The sequence below is a fragment of the Oryzihumus sp. genome, assembly GCF_054325275.1.
This window is the reverse complement of record NZ_JBTCWL010000009.1, coordinates 37,299-56,354: the sequence shown is the minus strand read 5'-3', so window position 1 is coordinate 56,354 and position 19,056 is coordinate 37,299. Positions and strand designations below refer to the sequence as shown.

Genomic DNA, 19,056 nt, shown 5'->3' with positions numbered 1-19,056 from the left:
GGTGTTGCTCGATCAGCTCGGGTCGGCGACGAGCTCGTCCTGGATCGCCCGGACCGTGGCCGGGGCCAGGCGGCGTAGCGTGCCGAAGGAGGTTGTGGCGTCGCTGCGGTCCTCGCGGAGCAAGGCCTCCTCCAGCGTCGCTGCCGCCGTGGCGAAAGAGCTGAGGCCGATCATCGCGCTGGTGACGTGCAGGCTCAGCGCGGACTCGCGGGCCGCGGACAGCTGGCCCTTGTCGAGGGCCAGTTCCACCCGGTCCAGACGCGCCTGCAGCAGCTCCGACCAGCGGGTGAGGAACTCCCGCAGGCCGCGGCTGTCCTCGAGCTCGTCCTGCAGGGCGGCGAGGACATCTGCGTCCAGCGTCCCCGCGACCACCTCGGCGTGCTCCGCCGGTGCCTCGGCTGAGCCTCGGCGCCAGATGCCGGCCAGGACCAGCAGGGCCAGGGCCGCCGGACCGAGGTAGAGGAAGACGGAACGCAACCCCGCGCTGCGGAGGGCCTGGATCGCAGCCCCGAGGTGAGGCACCACGGCGACGACCCGCCATACCTGCCGGTCGGTGATCACCGCGGTCCACGGGTCGGCCCCGGTGTTGTGGTCACCCTTGGTCTGGATCTGGACGGTGCCGTCGGCCCGGCGCTTCACCCCGACGACCCGGTGGCTGACGACGCGGTGGTCGTCGACGGGGATCTGGTACGTGATCACCTGGCCGACGGCGAGCTGGCTGACCGGCTCAGGGACGGCAACGGTGACGTCACCGGGGTTGATGCCGGGGGCCATGCTGCCCGTGAGCATGGTCATCGTCCGGTAGCCGAAGACGTGCGGGCCGATGGCCAGGCCCGCGAACAGCGTCACGACGAGGATGAGCACGAGGTTGCCGAGGAGGCGGACCGCCCGGCGCGCGGCGCGGTGGGGGCGTCCGGCGCGCGCCAGGGCGGTCCGCTGGGGTGCTGTCCCGACCGACGAGGCGTGGGCGCGCATCCGGGCGACGGACCGGGGGCGGGTCGTGAGTCGCATCGGGTGCCTTCCTTCCGTGTCTCGTCTGGGGTTGGTCGGTCCAGCAGGGTGGGCGTGGTGCCCGCCGCAGGGGGGACTCGCGGGCACCACGCGTCTGGGGTCAGTGGGCGGTCGCTGCCCGCTGAGTACCGGCGAAGGAGAAGCTGATGGTGCTGGTCTTGCCCTGGAAGGTGTCGCCCGCGGCGCTGGGGAAGGTGAGCGTGACGCGGAGGCTGTCGCTGCCGCCAGATGCCAGGGCGCCCAGGGAACCCAACGGCAGGTTGCTGCCGATGACGGCGCGCTGCGCGACCACGCTGGTCACGGTGCCCGTGCAGCTGTAGGTGAACGCCGGGCTGGACCCCGCCTCCACCCAGCCGGTCGAGCACTTGTCCACCGCCATCTGGAGGCCGTTGGTGGCGTCGGTGTCCAGGAGGCTGGAGGTGGTCGCCGTGGTGGTCAGGGCGAGGGACGCCAGGGCCTGCGACCCGGTGTTCGACAGGGTGACGCTGCGCTGCACCGTGTCACCGGGCACCAGCCCGGTCGCGTTGATGTTCAGGCGGTTGGTCGAGCCGCCCGTTGCGCCCAGGGCGATGGTGACCGTGCCCGAGTCGGCCTGGGTGCTGGCGCTGGTCGTCGAGGTGAAGGAGCCGAACGTGCCGAGGCCGGCGATCGTGGCGGCCGCCCCGAGGACGACGGTGGAGGCGAGGACCTTCCCGCCGGTGCTGTTGAGGCTGAGTCGCATTGCTGTCTCCGACCTGGCTCGATGAGGGCGCTGCCCTCCGGGACCGTGTTGTCCCGACACCGAGAACACTGGCGACCGGATCTCAAGCGCCTAGCCGGCAAACCCGCAAGGACCCCCCAAGACCCGCCGTTATCCCTCAAGGAACCCTCAACGAAGCCGTATGCCGTGCGACGTCGCCGCGGGCGACGCCCCCGAACCGGGGAGCCCGGGACATGCGAAAGGCCCTCCTCGAAGGGCCTTTCGTGGGGTGTGAGCGGGGTTCAGCGCGACTGGGACCGGATCCGGTTGGTCAGCTCGGTGACCTGGTTGTAGATCGAGCGCCGCTCGGCCATCAGCTCGCGGATCTTCTTGTCCGCGTGCATCACCGTGGTGTGGTCCCGGCCGCCGAACTGCTGGCCGATCTTGGGCAGGGACAACTCGGTGAGCTCGCGGCACAGGTACATCGCGATCTGCCGGGCGTTGACCAGCACCCGGGAGCGCGAGGTGCTGCACAGATCCTCGATGGTCAGCCCGAAGTAGGCGGCCGTCTGGGCCATGATCGTGGCCGACGTGATCTGGCTTCCCTGGTCGTTGGGGATCAGGTCCTTGAGCACGATCTCGGCCAGCCCGAGGTCGACCATCTGCCGGTTGAGGCTGGCGAACGCGGTGACCCGGATGAGGGCGCCCTCGAGCTCGCGGATGTTGGTCGAGATCTTGCTGGCGATGAACTCGAGCACGTCGTCCGGGGCGTTCATCCGCTCCTGGATGGCCTTCTTGCGCAGGATGGCGATGCGGGTCTCGAGGTCGGGCGGCTGCACGTCGGTGAGCAGGCCCCACTCGAACCGGCTGCGCATGCGCTCCTCGAAGCCGGCGAGCAGCTTCGGGGGCAGGTCGCTGGTGATGACGACCTGCTTGTTGGCGTTGTGCAGGGTGTTGAACGTGTGGAAGAACTCCTCCTGGGTCTGGACCTTGCCCTGGAGGAACTGGATGTCGTCGATCAGCAGCACGTCGACCTCGCGGTAGCGGCTCTGGAACGCCGAGGCCTTGTCGTCGCGGATGCTGTTGATGAAGTCGTTGGTGAACTCCTCGGAGTTCACGTAGCGCACCCGCACGTGCGGGTAGAGGTTGCGGGCGTAGTGCCCGATGGCGTGCAGCAGGTGGGTCTTGCCCAGCCCGGACTCGCCATAGACGAACAGCGGGTTGTACGCCTTGGCCGGGGCCTCGGCCACCGCGACGGCGGCCGCGTGGGCGAATCGGTTGCTCGCACCGATGACGAAGGTGTCGAAGGTGTACTTCGGGTTCAGCCGGGCCGCGTCGATCTCGGCCTGCTCGCGCTCCTGGGCGGTGCGCTGGCGGCCCGGCCCGGACGCGCCACCGGGCGGGGCGAAGGGCAGGGCCACGCCTCCGGAGGGCAGCTCGTCGACCACGTCGTCGTCGTGCTCGTCCTCGAGCGAGGCGTCCGCGGGGACCTCCGCGAGCTGCGGGTCGACCGTGACCGCGATACGGATCTCACGACCGAGCTGGTCGGACAGTGCATGGGAGACCTGCTCGCGGGCCTTGGTCTCGACGATGTCCTTGGTGAAGTCGTTGGGCACGGCCAGCAGGGCGGTCTGGTCGAGCAGGCCGACGAACTTGGCCAGGCGCAGGAACGCACGCTGCTGGGCGGTGATCCCGGCGGCATCCAGGGCGATGAGGGTGTCCTGCCAGACGTGTCCGAAGTCGACATGCGCGTCGGTCACGTGAGCCCGTCCCTGTGGTGAGATGCCTGATTCGTCCCGGTTGGGAGTCCCCCGATGATAGTCCGTCCACACCTTTGTCCACAGTCTGTGAATATCGGTACGGGGCCGGCGCGAGGCGCGACGCTAACAAGGCGGCGGAGCCACCAGCAAGCCGAATGGGAAAATCGTAGTGCGATCTTCGCCTGCCTGTGGTTGTGTCCCGGCGTGTCGGCTTGTCGGGGCGGTGGGCATGCCGATCATGGCCGGTTCTTGTGCTGACTCGACCCAGGTGGCGTACGCTCTGCCGGTTTGACCCTCGGCGGACCGCTCCCGTACCGTGGACGCGGCCGTGTATGTCGGCCGTTTTCGCATGCCCGTGACCCTGATCAGGACCGCGCGGGCTTCCGATTGCGGCTGATCACCGCAGTCATCCACCCGATCAGACCATCGTCTGTGCAGCAACGGAGAGTCTCGTGAGCAAGCGCACCTTCCAGCCGAACAACCGCCGCCGGGCCAAGACCCACGGCTTCCGCCTGCGGATGCGCACCCGCGCGGGCCGCGCCATCCTGGCCGCCCGTCGCCGCAAGGGCCGTTCCGAGCTGTCCGCCTGAGGCCCGGGGCGTGCTGCCGGCGCGTCATCGGCTGCGTGAGAGCGCCGATTTCAGCGTCGCGGTGCGCGGGCCCCGAGCGGGCACCCGACTCATCGTGGTGCATGCCAACACAACCGACGCGCGAGCGGGTCTCCCGCCGCGGGTCGGTTTTGTTGTGTCCAAGGCGGTCGGTGGAGCGGTCGTGCGCAACCGCACCAAGCGCGTGCTGCGCCACCTCATGACCGCCCGTACCGCCCTGCTGCCGGAGGGTGCCGACGTCGTGGTCCGGGCCAACCCGGCAGCGGCCGGCGCCGACGCGGCCACGCTGGCCGCCGATCTGGACCGCGCGCTGCCCACGGTGCTGCGCCGACTGAAGGCACGGGCCTGAGATGGGCCCCGTGGGCCGTGCCGTCGCCCGCCCTGCGATCTGGCTGATCCGGGGATACCAGCTCGTGCTCTCCCCGATGCACCCGCCCAGCTGCCGCTTCTACCCCTCCTGCTCGGCGTACGCCGTGACCGCGATCGAGCGTTTCGGTCTCTTCCGCGGCGGCTGGCTCGCGGTGCGGCGGCTGCTGCGCTGCCACCCGTGGAACCCCGGCGGGGTCGACCACGTTCCGCAGGACGTGCGGTCCGGCACGCCCCGGCCGCGACACCCTTGACCACCTGCGCGTGGTGACCGGCCCGGATACGGCCGACTCCCACCGCCACCCGTGCGAGCCGAGGCTCGCTGCACACAGAGGAACTCATGGACACCTTGCTCGCCCCGCTCGAGATCGCCGTCGCATGGATCATGTACGGCTTCCACCAGGGACTGAGCGCCATCGGGCTGCCCCCTGACTCCGGGTGGACCTGGGCACTGTCGATCGTCGGGCTGACCGTCGTCATCCGCATCATCCTGATCCCGCTGTTCGTCAAGCAGATCCACGCCTCGCGCCGGATGCAGCTCATCCAGCCCGAGATGCAGAAGATCCAGAAGAAGTACAAGGGCAAGACCGACCCTGAGTCCCGCCAGGCGATGACCCAGGAGACGATGGAGCTCTACAAGCGCACGGGCACCAACCCGTTCAGCTCCTGCCTGCCGATCCTGCTGCAGTCGCCGATCTTCTTCGCCCTGTTCCGCGTGCTCAACAACCTCAGCGCCATCGCGCACGGCACCCACGCGCCGATCGGGCCGATCACCCGGCCGGTGGCCGCCCAGGCGGAGGCGTCCACGATCCTCGGCGCGTCGCTGTCGGACAAGTTCGTCGGCGCGCAGACCACCAGCACCCAGATCATCACCGTGGTGCTCATCGTGCTGATGTCCCTCACCACCTTCACCACGCAGCGCCAGCTGATGATGAAGAACATGCCGGCCACGGCGATGGACAACCCCTTCGCCAAGCAGCAGAAGGTCCTGCTCTACCTGATGCCGCTGTTCTTCGCGATCTCCGGCGTCAACTTCCCGATCGGTGTCCTGCTCTACTGGCTCACCACCAACCTGTGGTCGATGGGACAGCAGTTCTACGTCATCCGCCGCATGCCGGCGCCGGGCTCGCCCGCCGAGAAGGCGCTCGAGGAGCGTCGGCTCAAGAAGGGCCAGGAGCACAAGAGGTTCACCATCCCCGGCCTGCACTCCGAGACTCCTGCGGCCGAGCCCGCGGCGGAGCCGGAAAAGCCCCGGACCGGCCAGCGTCAGCAGCCCAAGCGCAAGAGCCGCCAGAAGCCGAGCACGGCGCCCCAGGGCGACGCCAAGGCTCCGGAGGCCTCGGTCGCTGAGCGGGACGCCTGACCTCCCGAGGCCCCGGGCCTCGACCCGCGAGGCCGGCTCCGAGCCGACCTCGTCGCCTTGATCTGACCCACCCGGGGCCATGACCCCCGATGCAGCGCAGGAGCACACACGATGACCGAGCAGCAGGAAGCCCAGGCGACCACCGACGTCGCTGCGCCCGCCACGGAGACCGACCGCGTCAAGCAGCTCGAGCGGGAGGGGGAGGTCGCGGCCGACTTCCTCGAGCGCCTGCTCGACATCGCCGACCTCGACGGTGACATCGACGTGGACGTCGATGGTGACCGCGCCGCGGTGGCGATCGTCGACTCGGACGAGGGGCGCGTCCCCCGCCGGCTCGTGGGCCAGGACGGCAAGGTCCTCGACGCCCTGCAGGAGCTGACCCGGCTCGCGGTTCAGGCCCAGACGGGGGAGCGCAGCCGGCTCATGCTCGACGTTGCCGGTTTCCGCGCCGACCGGCGGGCAGCTCTGGTGTCGCTCGCCCGCGAAGCCATCGACGAGGTCCGCGACTCCGGTGAGCGCAAGGCGCTCGAGGCCATGACCGCGTTCGAGCGCAAGGTCGTGCACGACGAGGTCGTGGCCGCCGGGCTGACCTCCGAGTCCGAGGGCGCAGAGCCCAACCGGCACGTCGTGATCCTGCCGGCCTGACCGGAGCGATGCGGCCCAGGCCGACCAGCCCCGGTGCCCCGTTTCACGTGAAACGGGGCACCATGCTTTCCAGAGAGGTTCGTTCGTGAGCACCGCGCCCCCGCCCGCGACCCCGGCCGTTGCAGCCCAGGTCTTCGGAGACCGGCTGCCGCAGGCGGAGGTATTCACCGCCCTCCTGTCCGACAGCGGGGTCTCGCACGGTCTGGTCGGGCCCCGCGAGGTGCCGCGGCTGTGGGAGCGGCACGTGCTCAACTGCGCCGTGGTCCAGGAGGCGATCCCCGCAGGGGTGCAACTGATCGACGTCGGGTCCGGCGCCGGGCTGCCCGGACTCGCCCTGGCCATCGCCCGGCCCGACCTGGACGTGCACCTCATCGAGCCGATGCTGCGCCGGACCACCTGGCTCACTGACGCGGTGCAGGCCATCGGCCTGGACAACGTCACCGTCCACCGCGGCAGGGCCGAGCAGTTCTGGGGTGACCTCGCGGCCCCCGTGGTGACGGCGCGTGCCGTGGCCCGGCTCGCGGAGCTTGCTCGCTGGTGTCTCCCCCTGCTGGAGCCCGAGGGCACCTTGCTGGCCCTCAAGGGCGAGAGCGCGCCCGAGGAGCTCGCCGAGGACGAGGCGGCCGTCCGTGCTGCCGGCGCCGTCTCGGAGGAGGTGCGCTACTACGGCGGGGGGGTGCTGGATCCCCTGACGACCGTGGTCCACGTCCGGATCGGCGCCACGGTGCCGCGAGGAGTATCTGGCGCCAACCCCAAGGCCGGTGGCCGGCGCAAGAACCGACGCCGCCGGTAACCGTGTCGCGGTGGCTGCGTGACGGCGGCATGCGGTTGGATGGGGTCAGCGGCTGCCACTGGGCGGCCGTTGACGAGGAAGCGGTGACAGGTGAGCACGTCGGAGATGACCCGGTCCGGTCTGGGGTGGCCCGACGGGGAGCGCAAGCCCGACGACAGCCACGGCTTGGGGTGGCCTTCCTCCCACCCCGTTTCACGTGAAACAGAACCTGAGAGCCCGGTGACCACTGCCATGCCTGCCCCTTCTGACGCGCGCGTCCCCGTTTCACGTGAAACGGACGCTGAGACTGACGAGCGCGCCGCCCTCGCTGAGGCCATCCCGATGGTCGACGAGGACACGCCGCTGGCCCATCAGGTCGCGATCGACGCGCGGCGGCGGATCTCGCTGGCGGGGAAGAAGTTCCCCAAGCCGTCCACCACGCGGGTGATGACGGTGTCCAACCAGAAGGGTGGCGTCGGCAAGACGACCACCACGGTCAACATCGCGGCCGCCCTGGCCCAGGCCGGGCTGCGGGTTCTGGTCATCGACATCGACCCGCAGGGCAACGCGAGCACGGCCCTGGGCATCGACCACCACGCTGAGGTCCTCAGCGTCTACGACGCCCTCGTCGACAGCACGCCGCTGGCGGAGGTCGTCCAGCCGTGCCCCGACGTCAAGAACCTTTTCTGTGCCCCGGCCACCATCGACCTCGCCGGTGCGGAGATCGAGCTCGTCTCCCTCGTCGCCCGTGAGACCCGGCTGCAGAAGTCGATCCGCGCCTACATCGACTCCGCCGAGGAGCGGGGGGAGGAGCGGCTCGACTACGTGCTCATCGACTGCCCGCCGAGCCTGGGCCTGCTGACCGTCAACGCGTTCGTCGCGGCGGACGAGGTCTTCATCCCCATCCAGTGCGAGTACTACGCGCTGGAGGGTCTGTCCCAGCTCCTGAAGAACATCGAGCTGATCAAGAGCCACCTCAACCCGGGCCTGCACGTGTCGACCATCCTGCTCACCATGTATGACGGCCGGACCCGGCTGTCCGCGCAGGTCGCCGACGAGGTGCGCGAGCACTTCCCGCTGCAGACCCTCAAGACCACGGTGCCCCGCTCGGTGCGCATCTCCGAGGCCCCCAGCCATGGAGAGACGGTCATGACCTATGACCCGACCAGCAGCGGAGCACTGTCCTACCTCGAGGCCGCCGGCGAGCTGGCAGACCGCGGGGTCGCCGCCGCCCACTAGGGTGTCCCGGCAGCGTCACCGGAGCGGCGCCGCCGCTTCGTCTATGTGTTGTGGAGAGAGGGCTTGGTTCGATGAGTGAGAAGAGGCGCGCGTTGGGCCGTGGGCTGGGCGCGTTGATTCCCAGCACGCCGGCCGGCGACGGCAACCGCCCGGTGGACGTGTTCTTCAAGGAGAACTCCGCCACGGCGACGATCACCATCGACGCCCCCCGGGACCCGGCCGCCGAGAGCGACGAAGGGTTCACGGGAGACACTGACGCCCCGGCTGCCGGCGAGGAGGCCGCTGCCACAGGTGAGGCGGCCACCGATGGTTTCACGGGAAACATCGAGCCCCAGCCCTCGGTGGCCGACGACCTCGCTCCCGTGCCCGGCGCCCGCTTTGCCGAGCTGCCGGTCCGCTCGATTCGCCCCAACCCCAAGCAGCCGCGCCAGGTCTTCGACGAGGAGGACATGGCCGAGCTGGTGCACAGCATCCGCGAGATCGGCGTGCTGCAGCCGGTGGTCGTGCGGGCCATCCCGGCGGAGGAGCAGGCGCTCGACGCCGAGACGGCGCCCGAGGGCAGCATCGCTCCGCAGTTCGAGCTCATCATGGGCGAGCGTCGCTGGAGGGCAACCCAGGAGGCCGGCCTCGAGACGATTCCGGCCATCGTCAAGGACACCAAGGATGACGACCTTCTCCGGGACGCGCTCCTGGAGAACCTGCACCGCAGCCAGCTGAACGCCCTGGAGGAGGCGGCGGCCTACCAGCAGCTGCTCGACGACTTCGGCTGCACGCACGACCAGCTGGCCGGTCGGATAGGCCGCTCCCGCCCGCAGATCTCGAACACGCTGCGCCTGCTCAAGCTCCCGCCCCTGGTAGCCCGTCGCGTTGCCGCGGGGGTGCTGAGCGCCGGTCACGCCAGGGCGCTCCTGGCCCTGTCGGACGCGGCGGCCATGGAGCGGCTGGCCCAGCGCATCGTGGCGGAGGGCCTGTCGGTCCGCAACGTCGAGGAGATCGTGGCCCTCGGTGGCGACGAGGCCCCGCGTCCGGCTCGCCGTCCCCGGGCCGGTAACCGACACCCCCAGCTCGACGACCTTGCGGCTCGGCTCTCCGACCGCTTCGACACCCGCGTGTCTATCGCGCTCGGCCAGCGCAAGGGCAAGCTGACCGTCGAGTTCGCGTCCATGGACGACCTCAACCGGATCATCGACCTGCTCGGGACGCCCGGGGAGGACGTCAGCGAGGGCTGACCCACGCTCAGTAACGCCGGAGGGCGGTCCCGATCAGCGGGACCGTCCTCCGGCGTTTCACGTGGAACCAGGTCTGGCCTCAGTCGGACTGGGCACGCCGCACCAGCGCGGCATAGGTGGCGGCCGCGTCGAGTCCGGCCGCCTCGAGCGCCATCGGCAGGAGCGAGGTCTCGGTCATCCCCGGCGAGCTGTTGGCCTCCAGGAACCACGGTCGGCCGGACTCGTCGACGATGAGGTCGACGCGGGAGAGGTGACGGTGGCCGAGCACCGCGTAGACGGTCAGCGCCGCCTCGGCGGCCGCAGCGGAGGCCTCGGGGGACAGGCGCGCCGGGGTGAAGAACTCGGTCTCGCCCGCGGTGTAGCGCGCGTCGTAGGAGTAGACACCGCTGTCCGGCACGATCTCCACGGCCGGAAGGGCCTGGGGCAGCCCGTCGTGGTCCTCCACGATCGACACCGCCACCTCGATCCCTGCCACGTAACGCTCGATGAGCGCGATATCACCGTAGGCATAGGCAGCCACCATTGCCGAGGGAAGCTCCGCCGCCGAGCGGACGATGGTCAGGCCCAGGGCCGACCCGCCGCGGGCGGGCTTCACGGCGAGCGGCAGCCCGAGCGACCCCACCACCGCGTCCAGCACGCCGGTGCTGCCCAGTTCGCGGAACGTGGCATGGGAGAGGGCGACGCCAGCCGGGGTGGCGACCCTGGCCTGTTCGACCAGCGCCTTGGCCACGGGCTTGTCCCACGTGAGCCGGCACGAGGCGGGACGTGCGCCGACGTAGCGAACGCCTAGCGTCTCCAGCACATCGCGCAGGGCACCATCCTCACCGGTCGCGCCGTGCAGGACAGGCCAGACAACGTCGGGCGCCTGGCTGCGCAGGGTCTCCAGCAGCCCGGAGTCCACGTCGCGGACCTGGGCCTCGCACCCGGCGCGACCGAGCGCCTCGGCCACCCGGCGGCCCGAGCGCAGGGAGACATCGCGTTCGTGGCTCAGGCCACCGGCCAGGACGAGCACGTGGCTCATGCAGGAGTCCTCACAGTCGACAGAGCGGGATGGGGCATCGACGGTTGGCGATGCCGAGACAGCGGACGTATATCACCGGGTGCATCAGGACAGGTCGGGCGAGGGGAACTGCACCCGGGCCGCGGAGGTGTCCGAGGTGACTGACGCGTCATACGGGCCGAAGGTCTCGAGGAGCTCGAGCTCGGCCTGGACGACCCCGGCGAAGCGGCGTACACCCTCCCGGATCCGATCCGGGTCGGGGTAGCAGTAGGAGAGCCGGACGTGCTGGTGCCCGGTGCCGTCAGCGAAGAACGCGGTGCCCGGGACGTAGGCGACCCGCTCGGTGACCGCACGCGGCAGCATCGCCTTGGCGTTGACCCCCTCGGGCAGGGTGAGCCAGACGTAGAACCCGCCGTCGGGGTGGGTCCAGTCGGCCTGGGGGAGCTGGGCGGTGAGGGCCTCGACCATCGCGTCACGACGCTCCCGGTAGAGCTCGCGGTAGACCTTGATCTGCGCGCGCCAGTCGCTGGTGGCCAGGTAGGTCGAGACCGTCATCTGCGCGTAGGCGGAGGGGCAGAGGATGGCCGACTCGCTGGCGAGGACGAGCTTCTCACGCACCGCGTGCGGGGCCAGCGCCCAGCCGACGCGCAGGCCGGGGGCGAAGGTCTTGGAGAAGGAGCCAAGGTAGACCACGCCCTCCTCGGACGCGGCCCGCATCGCCGGGTAGGGCTCCCGGTCGAACCCGAGCAGCCCATAGGGGTTGTCCTCGAGCACGAGGATGCCGTGGCGCTGGCAGATGTCGAGCACCTGCGGGCGGCGCTCCAGGGACAGAGTGACGCCCGCGGGGTTGTGGAAGTTCGGCACGGAGTAGAGGAACTTGATCCGCCGACCCTGCGCCTGCAGCGCCTGGATCGTCTCCTCGAGGGCGTGGGGGACCAGCCCGTCCTTGTCGCTGGCGACGTGGACCACGTCCGCCTGGTAGGCGGAGAACACGCCCAGGGCACCGACGTAGCTGGGGGCCTCGGCGAGGACGACGTCGCCGGGGTCGATGAAGATGCGCGTCACGAGGTCCAGGGCCTGCTGGGAGCCCGTCGTGACGACGATGTCGTCGGGGTGGGCGGAGATGCCCTCCAGGGCCATGACCTCCAGGATCTGCTCGCGCAGCCGGGGGTCGCCCTGGCCCGAGCCGTACTGCAGCGCGGTCAGGCCCTCGGTGGCCAGCATCCGTTGCACCGTCTCGGCGACGGTGTCCATCGGCAGCGCCGACAGGTACGGCATGCCACCGGCGAGGGAGACGACCTCGGGCCGGGACGCGACCGCAAACAGGGCGCGGATTTCGGAGGCGGTCATCCCGGCGGTGCGCTGGGCGTACGACTGCTTCCAGGGGTCAAGGCGCGAGCCCTGCTCGGTCACGTGCGGCCTCCTCACCGTGCGCGCGGAATGTGATCCTCGGGGAAGGACCAGACGGTATTCCGCGCCGTCCGGTCGCGTGGTAGGGAGTCTCCCATGCAGATCGCCGCAGGCGAGCGACCGTCTCGCGAACGGGACATGTTTCACATGAAACCCCTGGTGGGCCCATGCCCTCGCGTCCCACGGCCCGGCCGACCATGAGCGGCCGGGAGGTCCTCTCGCTCACCCTGGACCGGGTGGGTGACCTGCCGGAGCCGTGTGCGACGTGCATCTTCTGGGAGCTCGACCCCGTGCTGGCCGCGCGCGCGATGCGCGAAGGTGACCCCGAGTTGGACAAGGAGGCGTGGCTGTCGGCCGCACTGCTCGAGTGGGGCAGCGTCGGGCGGATCGCCTACGTCGATGACCAGCCGGCGGGCTACCTGACCTACGCCCCGCCCCGCCTGGTGCCCCGCGCCGCGGCGTTCCCCACCGCGCCCGTGGGCGCCGACGCGATCCTGCTGATGACGGCGCGGGTGCTCCCGGAGTTCCAGGGCCAGGGCCTGGGCCGGATGCTGGTCCAGGGGGCGGCCAAGGACGTGATGCGCCGGGGCATCCGCGCGATGGAGGCCTTCGGCCAGCGCCGGGTGGGCACCGAGGAGGGTGCCCAGATGCGGTCGTGCATCGTGCCCGCGGACTACCTGAGCGCGGTCGGGTTCAAGACCGTTCGGGACCACAAGCAGTTCCCCCGCATGCGCCTGGACCTGCGCACGGCGCTGTCGTGGCGCGAGGACATGGAGCAGGTGGTCGAACGGCTGATCGCGCAGGTGCGGGCGCCGGTGCTCACGACCGGGCAGCGCGCGTGAGGGTCCGCTAGTCGGTTCCGGCGCCGGAGGCCATGTACCGGCGCAGGTCGCCCAGCCGCAGCACGCCCGTGGCGTTGGTGTCGTCCTCGCCGAGGTACATGCGCTGCAGTGCCACCACCACGGCCTCGGCCAGGGTGTCGCGGAACGCCGGGTCCGCCAGCCGCGCCGCGTCCGAGGGGTGGGTCAGGTAGCCGGCCTCCAGGCGGATGCTCGGCATGCTGGAGCGTTGCAGGATCGTCCAGGAGCGGGCATGGGATCGGCAGTCGGCCAGTCCGGTCCGTGCCACGACCTCACGCTGGACCAGGTCGGCGAGGTGCTCGCCCACGGCTGACCAGGCGCCGAAGCGATCCTGGCCGTAGAAGAAGGTCGCGACTCCGCTGGCCTCCGGGTGGTCCGTGGAGTCGCAGTGCAGGCTCAGGAGCACGTCCGCCCCGGCCCGGTTGGCCACGTCGGCGCGCTCGAGCTCGTCGGGGCAGGTGCCGGCGGCACGGGTGAACACCACGGTGACCCCGATGGCACTGAGCCGGCCCTCGATGCGGCGGGCGAGGTCCAGGGTCACGTCAGCCTCGGACAGGCCGTTGGCGCGCGCCCCGTGCTCCTCGCCGCCGTGCCCGGGATCGAGCACGATGGTGCGGCCCGTGAGGCTGTGCCCGCTGCGGCGGACGAGCTCCCGCTCGCGCAGGGCGTGCGGGGACCCACCGGAGACGCTGCGGCTGAGGTCGGCGAACGCCCGCAGGGTCTCGGGACCGACGGTGCCATCGGCGGGGAGTCCGACGCCGCGCTGGAACTGGCGCACCGCGTGCTCGGTGTCCGCACCGAACACGCCGTCGACGCGGCCCGGGCTGAAGCCGAGCGCCAGCACCCGCTGCTGCAGCTCGGAGACGTCGTCACCCTGGAGCATGTGGCCGGGCGTGTGGGACAGCACCCGGTCACCCAGGCGCCACCGGGCCCCGTCGAGCGCCACCCACGTGTGGGGGCCGACCACGCCGTCGGCGATCAGGCCCCGTCGCTGCTGGAAGGAGCGGACCGCCGTGCGCACGGACTCGTCGTAGACATCGATGCCGGCGTCGTCGCGCAGGTCACCGGTCGCGAGCAGGCGCTCCCTGATGTCGCGTACACCGGCCCCCTCGTCCCCCAGGCGATACAACGCGAACGGTTGATCCGACATACCTGCCTCTCGGGGGGATGGGGGATGCGGCAGCGCCGCGAGGACGGGCAGGAGTCGAGACTAGCCCGTCATGCAAGCGGCGACGCACCCGCTGCTCATGCGGAACAGCAGGTGCGTCGCCGGGATGCGGTGGAGCTGGCTCAGCCGATGAAGTCGGCGAGCTCGCGCACCAGCTTGGGCTTGGGAAGGGCGCCCACCAGGGTCTTGACGACCTCACCCTTGACGTAGACGTTCATCGTCGGGATGCCCGTGATGCCGTAGCGCGAGGCGATCTCGGGGTTCTCGTCGGTGTTGAGCTTGACCACGCTGATCTTGTCGGCGTGCTCGGTCGCGATCTCCTCGATGATCGGGGCGACCGCACGGCACGGGCCGCACCAGGGCGCCCAGAAGTCGACGAGCACAGGCTTGTCGTTCATCAGGACATCGGCGTCGAAGGTCGCGTCCGTGGTCTCCTTGGTAGCTCCCACGTCGGGGGCTCCTTCCTTCGGTGTCTGCTGTGGTGACAGCGGTGGTCGTGCAGGGACGAGTGGTGCTGGTGCGGCGGGCCTCAGCCCACGGTAGCCGCGGACTCCGACAGCTCGGCCGCGCCACCCCGGGCGCGCTCCGCATCGTGATCCAGGTCTGCGAGGTAGCGCTCAGCGTCGAGGGCCGCGGCGCAGCCCGAGCCGGCGGCGGTGATGGCCTGGCGGTAGGTGTGGTCGACCAGGTCACCCGCGGCGAAGACGCCGGGCACGTTGGTCAGCGTGGTGCGGCCCTGGACGAGGACGTAGCCCTCGTCGTCGAGCTCGACGACGCCCTTGACCAGCTCGTTGCGCGGGTCGTGGCCGATCGCGACGAACAGGCCGGTGGCCTCGATCTCGCGGGTCTCGCCGGTGACCGTGTCGCGCAGGGTCAGGCCGGTGACCTTGTCCTCGCCGTGGATGGCGGCGACCTCGGAGTTCCAGGCAAAGCGGATCTTGTCGTTGCTGAGGGCCCGCTCGGCCATGATCTTGCTGGCGCGCAGCTCGTCGCGGCGGTGCACGATGGTCACCGACCGGGCGAACTTGGTCAGGAAGGTGGCCTCCTCGACTGCGGAGTCGCCGCCGCCGACGACCACGATGTCCTGGTCGCGGAAGAAGAAGCCGTCGCAGGTGGCGCACCAGGAGACGCCGTGACCGGAGAGACGCTTCTCGTCCGGCAGGCCGAGCTCGCGGTAGGCCGAGCCCATGGACAGGATCACCGCGTGGGCCGAGTAGGTGTTGCCCTCGCCGTCGGTGACCGTCTTGACCGGGCCGGTCAGGTCGACCGCGGTGACGTCGTCGGTGATGATCTCGGCACCGAAGCGGTCGGCCTGCGCCCGCATGTTCTCCATGAGCTCGGGGCCCATGATGCCGTCGCGGAAGCCGGGGAAGTTCTCGACCTCGGTGGTGTTCATCAGCGCGCCGCCGGCGGTGACGGCGCCCTCGAACAGCAGCGGCTTGAGGTTGGCCCGCGCAGCGTAGACGGCGGCGGTGTATCCGGCGGGGCCGGAACCGATGATGATGACGTTGCGGACGTCAGTGCTCACGCGGGAGACCTCTCGATGTGTCGGGGTGGTACGGCGGCACGGCCGCGGTGGCAGGCGTGCCACCTGCTCCAACAGATCCTACGGTGAGGTTGTTCCACGGCCGCAGACGCGGCGGTGGCAGGTCGTCAAGGCAGCGGGGTGGCGCCGTGGAGCACGTGCGGGTCGGTGGCCGAGCAGTTGCGGCCGACGGCGTATGCCGTGCGCGCACCCCGCGCGAGGACGACCAGGATCACGGCGGGCTGGGCGTCGTAGAAGGCGATGTCCGCCGTGACCGACGTGACCGGCCCGACACCGAGGCCAGCGAGGCAGTCGGCCAGGCCGCGAGGCGTGGCGATCGGGCCGACCGCGGGAGCCTCGCCGGTCAGCGGGGCCACCCCGGGGGCCGGCACCGTGTCGAGGTGCCCAGCCTGGGTTGCGAACTCCCGGGCGGTGTAGCGCATGCTCGACACCTGGATGTGCTGCCCGGCGCCTGCCCCGGACGCCGCCTTACGGCTCGGGTCGTCGGTGGCTGCGAGCTGGGCGCCGGCGGAGGCCGCCGAGCCGGAGCTGGTGCTGGAACCAGAAGCCAGGTGCAGGACGCCGGTTCCCGCCAGGGCGACCGCGGCGATACCAGCGGCCGCGGCGGCAACGGGGAACAGCACCCGGCGGGCGCGACGGCGTGTGGGCAGCAACGGCGTCACGGAGACGTCTGCGGGCGGGCGGGCCGACTGCTCGGCGGCGAGGCTCGCGCTGATACGGCGTACGAGGTCCTCGGGCATGGGCTCAGGCTCGGGCAGCGCGGACAGCAGGGCCCGCACGCCGGTCGGGTCGTCATCCTGGTCGCCTGAGGGGTGGCGGGGCAGGATCACGGCGGGTCACCTCCAGGGCGGGTCGGTGCGGGTGCGGGGGGTCACTCGGTGGGGCCGACGAGGGTAGGACGTCAGGGCGAGGCCGAAGGTTCCGGGCGGGCGCGCGGGGGGCCGGTTGCCGGGGGTGGCGTCCGTTTGAGGCCGAGCAGCTCGGCCATGGCCGCCCTGCCCCGGGCGCAGCGGGACTTGATCGTGCCCTCGGCCACGTCGAGGACGGCGGCAGCCTCGGCGACGCTCAGCCCCTGCATGTCGACCAGCACCAGCGCGAGGCGCTGACCCTCGGGCAGCTGTTCGAGGGCCTTGCGCACGTCCAGGCGGGTCTCCACGCTGGCATGCTCGTCCCGCGAGTCCGGCAGGTCGTGCTCCGGGAGCTCGGAGGTGGGCCGCCGGCGGCGCAACCGGTCGAGGCACGCGTTGACCACGATCCGGTGCAACCAGGTGGTCACGGCGGCGTCGCCGCGGAAGGAGTCGGCGCGGCGGAAGGCCGAGATGAAGGCGTCCTGCACGGCGTCGGCAGCCAGCTCCCGGTCGCTCGTCGTGCGCAGCGCCACCGCCCACATCCGGTCGCGGTGACGGCGGAACAGCTCACCGAAGGCCTCCGGGTCGCCGGCGCAGTGCGCGGCGAGCAGCTCGGCGTCGGGCAGGGACGCGAGCTCCTCCGGGCCAAGGCGGCGCGGGACCGGGTGCGACGGCGGGGTCATGGTCAGCTCAGCTTGATGTCGGCCAGGGAAGCGCGGTAGCGACCACCGTCCTGGGGGATGAGGGTGAACCAGACGATGACGAACCGGGCAGGCGGCAGGTCCGTCGGGGCGGTGACGGTCGCGGTGTCGCTCGCCCCCTGGACCTCGCCGATGGTCGAGGCCCCGTCCAGGGACCGCGACGGCGCCGCGTAGACGGTGACGTCGGCCGGCCCGTTGCCCAGGGTGAGCCGGGCCGAGTGGACGGTCCTGGGGCTGCCGAGGTCGAGGATGACCCCGACGCCCTTCTTCAGGCCGCCGAACGAGGGGGAGTTGTAGCCCTCGGACTGCCAGACCGTGCTGGGGTCGCCGTCCAGGACCCGGCTCGCGGCGGAGTCCTTCTCGCTCTGGTCGCCCTCGGGGTCGAAGCCAGAGGCGTCGACGACCGCGATGGGCGCCGAGCTCGTGGGGGCGCTCGACCTGGGAGGAGCGCTGCTCGGGCTGGTCGCCGGCGGTGTCGTGGCACTGGAGGTGTGGCGCGGCGCGCTCCCGCCCAGGGGCAGGCTGCTGCCGGAGCCGATGCTCGAGATACCGCAGTAGCCCAACAGGAGCACGACGACGAGGAAGCCGACCAGGATCGTGACCACGATCCTGGTCTGGTTGCCCGACGGGGGCTCCGAACCGGTGTGCAGCAGGGGCAGCGGCGGTTCCTCGGGCTCCTCTGCGGTCTGGAACACCTCCGGCAGGCTGATCGTCTCGGTGTCGTCCGCGCCGTGCATGCCGGTGGCGTGGGCGGCGCGGTCGGCGGCGGCCCGGGCGAAGGAGCCGACCTTGGCGACCTTCGGGGCCTTCGCCGCTGTCGTGGGCGTGGCTTGCACGGCCCCAGCCGCCGTCTGCGAGGCGCCCGCGGCCGGGGCCATGGCTGCGGTTGACCCTCCGCGTGCGGGGGCTGGGGCCACCCCGGGCTGCGACGTCGCGGGGGCCGGTTGCGCGGGCGCGCTGCCGGCCCGACCGGCAGCGACAGCGGCGGCCGGGGCGGCGGTCGACGGGACCGGCGCGGACTGGGCGGGCAGCTCGGTGGTCTGCTCCGCGATGGCCTCGGGGTTGACCTGTTCCCTCGACCAGGGGGCGATCTGCGCAGCGAGGTCGCCCGGGTCCAGCGGCCCGGCTCCCTCGTTGAGGGTCAGGCGGCAGATGGCGTCGAGGTCACCGGGCACGCCGGCGGCGATCTCGGACGGGGCGGGGACGCCGTTGGCGAGGCGCGGGGCCGCTTCGAGGCCTTCCACCGGGGTGTCGACCGGCCAGCGGCTGGTGAGCGCGGCGTAGGCCAGGGCCACCAGCGCGACGGCGTCGGCCCGTGAGGCCTCCACGGGGTCGACCTCGTCGACGCCGTCGAGCGCGGCCGCGATGGCCAGCCCGGACACCTTGACCGTGCCGTCGGAGGCGCGCATGACCTCGTGCGGGGTGAGGCGCTGGTGGTGCAGGCCGCGCGAGCGACCCGTCTCCAGCCCGGCGGCGGCTTCGCCTGTGACCCGGCGAACCTCCTCGGCAGGCAGTCCTCCCTGCCCCAGCAGGGAGGCGACGGAGCGGGCCCCGGGCAAAGACTCCTCGACGATCCACGCGAACTCGTCCTGGACCCCGACGTCGAGGACGCGCACGAGCCGGGAGTCCTCGACGCCGGCCGCCCGGCGCGCCGCGTCCATGGCCGCGTCGGCGTTGGGGTGGTCGCTCGGGAAGACGGTCAGGTTGACGTCACGCTCGAGCGTGGTGTCGTGGGCGGTCCACCGGGCACGGTCCCGCGACCGGGACAGCCGTCGCTGCACGGTGTAGCGGTCCCCCACGATCGTCCCCGGGCCCAGGCCGTGCACTCGGCAGCTCCCCTCGTCGTGTCCA

General features: G+C 71.4%; 20 protein-coding genes. 9 read left to right on the top strand and 11 right to left on the bottom strand.

The features are described 5' to 3' along the window. Nucleotides 1–12: 12 nt before the first annotated feature. From ACXVGS_RS03820 to dnaA, 3 genes are all read right to left on the bottom strand, one after another. Nucleotides 13–1,011 (bottom strand): signal peptidase I, encoded by a 999-nt coding sequence (locus ACXVGS_RS03820; RefSeq protein ID WP_458528604.1) that lies wholly within the window; start codon nt 1,009–1,011, stop codon nt 13–15. 100 nt (nt 1,012–1,111) lie between these two features. Then, on the bottom strand, nt 1,112–1,732 hold the full coding sequence (locus ACXVGS_RS03815) for a TasA family protein (RefSeq protein ID WP_458532956.1): 621 nt from the start codon (nt 1,730–1,732) through the stop codon (nt 1,112–1,114). Nucleotides 1,733–1,992: 260 nt separating this feature from the next. Further along, nucleotides 1,993–3,450 (bottom strand): chromosomal replication initiator protein DnaA, encoded by a 1,458-nt coding sequence (gene dnaA, locus ACXVGS_RS03810; RefSeq protein WP_458528602.1) that lies wholly within the window; start codon nt 3,448–3,450, stop codon nt 1,993–1,995. Between the two features lie 452 nt (nt 3,451–3,902). Here dnaA and rpmH point away from each other — a divergent pair, with 452 nt between their 5' ends. From rpmH to ACXVGS_RS03770, 8 genes are all read left to right on the top strand, one after another. Then, nucleotides 3,903–4,040 carry a 50S ribosomal protein L34 gene (rpmH, locus tag ACXVGS_RS03805; protein ID WP_013885212.1) on the top strand — a complete coding sequence of 46 codons (138 nt, stop codon included), beginning with the start codon at nt 3,903–3,905 and terminating at the stop codon, nt 4,038–4,040. 10 nt (nt 4,041–4,050) lie between these two features. Then, nucleotides 4,051–4,407, top strand: a complete 357-nt coding sequence (gene rnpA, locus ACXVGS_RS03800; RefSeq protein ID WP_458528600.1) for a ribonuclease P protein component — start codon at nt 4,051–4,053, stop codon at nt 4,405–4,407. Nucleotide 4,408: 1 nt separating this feature from the next. Next, complete coding sequence (gene yidD, locus ACXVGS_RS03795) at nt 4,409–4,678, top strand: membrane protein insertion efficiency factor YidD (RefSeq protein ID WP_458528599.1); 270 nt, start codon at nt 4,409–4,411, stop codon at nt 4,676–4,678. 86 nt (nt 4,679–4,764) lie between these two features. Next, nucleotides 4,765–5,787, top strand: coding sequence for a membrane protein insertase YidC (yidC, locus tag ACXVGS_RS03790; protein ID WP_458531797.1), 1,023 nt, complete (start codon nt 4,765–4,767; stop codon nt 5,785–5,787). Between the two features lie 111 nt (nt 5,788–5,898). Further along, entirely contained in the window at nt 5,899–6,432 is a 534-nt protein-coding gene (locus ACXVGS_RS03785) for a Jag family protein (RefSeq protein ID WP_458528597.1), read from the top strand. An 85-nt stretch (nt 6,433–6,517) separates the two neighbouring features. Beyond that, entirely contained in the window at nt 6,518–7,225 is a 708-nt protein-coding gene (gene rsmG / locus ACXVGS_RS03780; RefSeq protein WP_458536638.1) for a 16S rRNA (guanine(527)-N(7))-methyltransferase RsmG, read from the top strand. 231 nt (nt 7,226–7,456) lie between these two features. Continuing rightward, a complete protein-coding gene (locus ACXVGS_RS03775; RefSeq protein WP_458528595.1) occupies nt 7,457–8,443 on the top strand; it encodes an AAA family ATPase in 987 nt (328 codons plus the stop codon). Between the two features lie 71 nt (nt 8,444–8,514). Then, a complete protein-coding gene (locus tag ACXVGS_RS03770; RefSeq protein ID WP_458528594.1) occupies nt 8,515–9,672 on the top strand; it encodes a ParB/RepB/Spo0J family partition protein in 1,158 nt (385 codons plus the stop codon). A gap of 79 nt (nt 9,673–9,751) precedes the next feature. Here ACXVGS_RS03770 and ACXVGS_RS03765 read toward each other — a convergent pair whose 3' ends face one another. Together ACXVGS_RS03765 and ACXVGS_RS03760 are read right to left on the bottom strand one after the other, a co-directional pair. Then, entirely contained in the window at nt 9,752–10,693 is a 942-nt protein-coding gene (locus ACXVGS_RS03765) for a D-alanine--D-alanine ligase family protein (RefSeq protein WP_458528593.1), read from the bottom strand. Nucleotides 10,694–10,777: 84 nt separating this feature from the next. Continuing rightward, entirely contained in the window at nt 10,778–12,022 is a 1,245-nt protein-coding gene (locus ACXVGS_RS03760; RefSeq protein ID WP_458528646.1) for an aminotransferase-like domain-containing protein, read from the bottom strand. 227 nt (nt 12,023–12,249) lie between these two features. Between ACXVGS_RS03760 and ACXVGS_RS03755 the strand changes: the two genes are divergently transcribed. After that, nucleotides 12,250–12,924: an N-acetyltransferase family protein gene (locus ACXVGS_RS03755; RefSeq protein ID WP_458528592.1), complete on the top strand. Its 675-nt coding sequence runs from the start codon at nt 12,250–12,252 to the stop codon at nt 12,922–12,924. Between the two features lie 7 nt (nt 12,925–12,931). Here the strand turns inward: ACXVGS_RS03755 and ACXVGS_RS03750 are convergent, their stop codons facing one another. From ACXVGS_RS03750 to ACXVGS_RS03725, 6 genes are all read right to left on the bottom strand, one after another. Further along, entirely contained in the window at nt 12,932–14,092 is a 1,161-nt protein-coding gene (locus tag ACXVGS_RS03750) for an N-acetylmuramoyl-L-alanine amidase (protein WP_458536637.1), read from the bottom strand. A gap of 140 nt (nt 14,093–14,232) precedes the next feature. Further along, entirely contained in the window at nt 14,233–14,559 is a 327-nt protein-coding gene (gene trxA, locus ACXVGS_RS03745; protein WP_141790552.1) for a thioredoxin, read from the bottom strand. 80 nt (nt 14,560–14,639) lie between these two features. Then, a complete protein-coding gene (gene trxB / locus ACXVGS_RS03740) occupies nt 14,640–15,638 on the bottom strand; it encodes a thioredoxin-disulfide reductase (RefSeq protein ID WP_458531802.1) in 999 nt (332 codons plus the stop codon). A 125-nt stretch (nt 15,639–15,763) separates the two neighbouring features. Next, entirely contained in the window at nt 15,764–16,486 is a 723-nt protein-coding gene (locus ACXVGS_RS03735; RefSeq protein ID WP_458536636.1) for a hypothetical protein, read from the bottom strand. 71 nt (nt 16,487–16,557) lie between these two features. Continuing rightward, nucleotides 16,558–17,187, bottom strand: coding sequence for an RNA polymerase sigma factor SigM (gene sigM / locus ACXVGS_RS03730; RefSeq protein WP_458528532.1), 630 nt, complete (start codon nt 17,185–17,187; stop codon nt 16,558–16,560). A 2-nt stretch (nt 17,188–17,189) separates the two neighbouring features. Next, a complete protein-coding gene (locus tag ACXVGS_RS03725) occupies nt 17,190–19,031 on the bottom strand; it encodes a hypothetical protein (RefSeq protein ID WP_458528533.1) in 1,842 nt (613 codons plus the stop codon). Nucleotides 19,032–19,056: the final 25 nt, after the last annotated feature.

What these genes read in the sequence shown, in the direction of transcription:
- yidD (WP_458528599.1), top strand. Translation starts at nt 4,409, where the DNA reads ATGGGCCCCGTGGGCCGTGCCGTCGCCCGCCCTGCGATCTGGCTGATC.
- yidC (WP_458531797.1), top strand. Translation starts at nt 4,765, where the DNA reads ATGGACACCTTGCTCGCCCCGCTCGAGATCGCCGTCGCATGGATCATG.
- ACXVGS_RS03755 (WP_458528592.1), top strand. Translation starts at nt 12,250, where the DNA reads ATGCCCTCGCGTCCCACGGCCCGGCCGACCATGAGCGGCCGGGAGGTC.
- ACXVGS_RS03770 (WP_458528594.1), top strand. Translation starts at nt 8,515, where the DNA reads ATGAGTGAGAAGAGGCGCGCGTTGGGCCGTGGGCTGGGCGCGTTGATT.
- ACXVGS_RS03785 (WP_458528597.1), top strand. Translation starts at nt 5,899, where the DNA reads ATGACCGAGCAGCAGGAAGCCCAGGCGACCACCGACGTCGCTGCGCCC.
- ACXVGS_RS03775 (WP_458528595.1), top strand. Translation starts at nt 7,457, where the DNA reads ATGCCTGCCCCTTCTGACGCGCGCGTCCCCGTTTCACGTGAAACGGAC.
- ACXVGS_RS03760 (WP_458528646.1), bottom strand. Translation starts at nt 12,022, where the DNA reads ATGACCGCCTCCGAAATCCGCGCCCTGTTTGCGGTCGCGTCCCGGCCC.
- ACXVGS_RS03820 (WP_458528604.1), bottom strand. Translation starts at nt 1,011, where the DNA reads ATGCGACTCACGACCCGCCCCCGGTCCGTCGCCCGGATGCGCGCCCAC.
- sigM (WP_458528532.1), bottom strand. Translation starts at nt 17,187, where the DNA reads ATGACCCCGCCGTCGCACCCGGTCCCGCGCCGCCTTGGCCCGGAGGAG.
- ACXVGS_RS03750 (WP_458536637.1), bottom strand. Translation starts at nt 14,092, where the DNA reads ATGTCGGATCAACCGTTCGCGTTGTATCGCCTGGGGGACGAGGGGGCC.
- ACXVGS_RS03815 (WP_458532956.1), bottom strand. Translation starts at nt 1,732, where the DNA reads ATGCGACTCAGCCTCAACAGCACCGGCGGGAAGGTCCTCGCCTCCACC.
- ACXVGS_RS03765 (WP_458528593.1), bottom strand. Translation starts at nt 10,693, where the DNA reads ATGAGCCACGTGCTCGTCCTGGCCGGTGGCCTGAGCCACGAACGCGAT.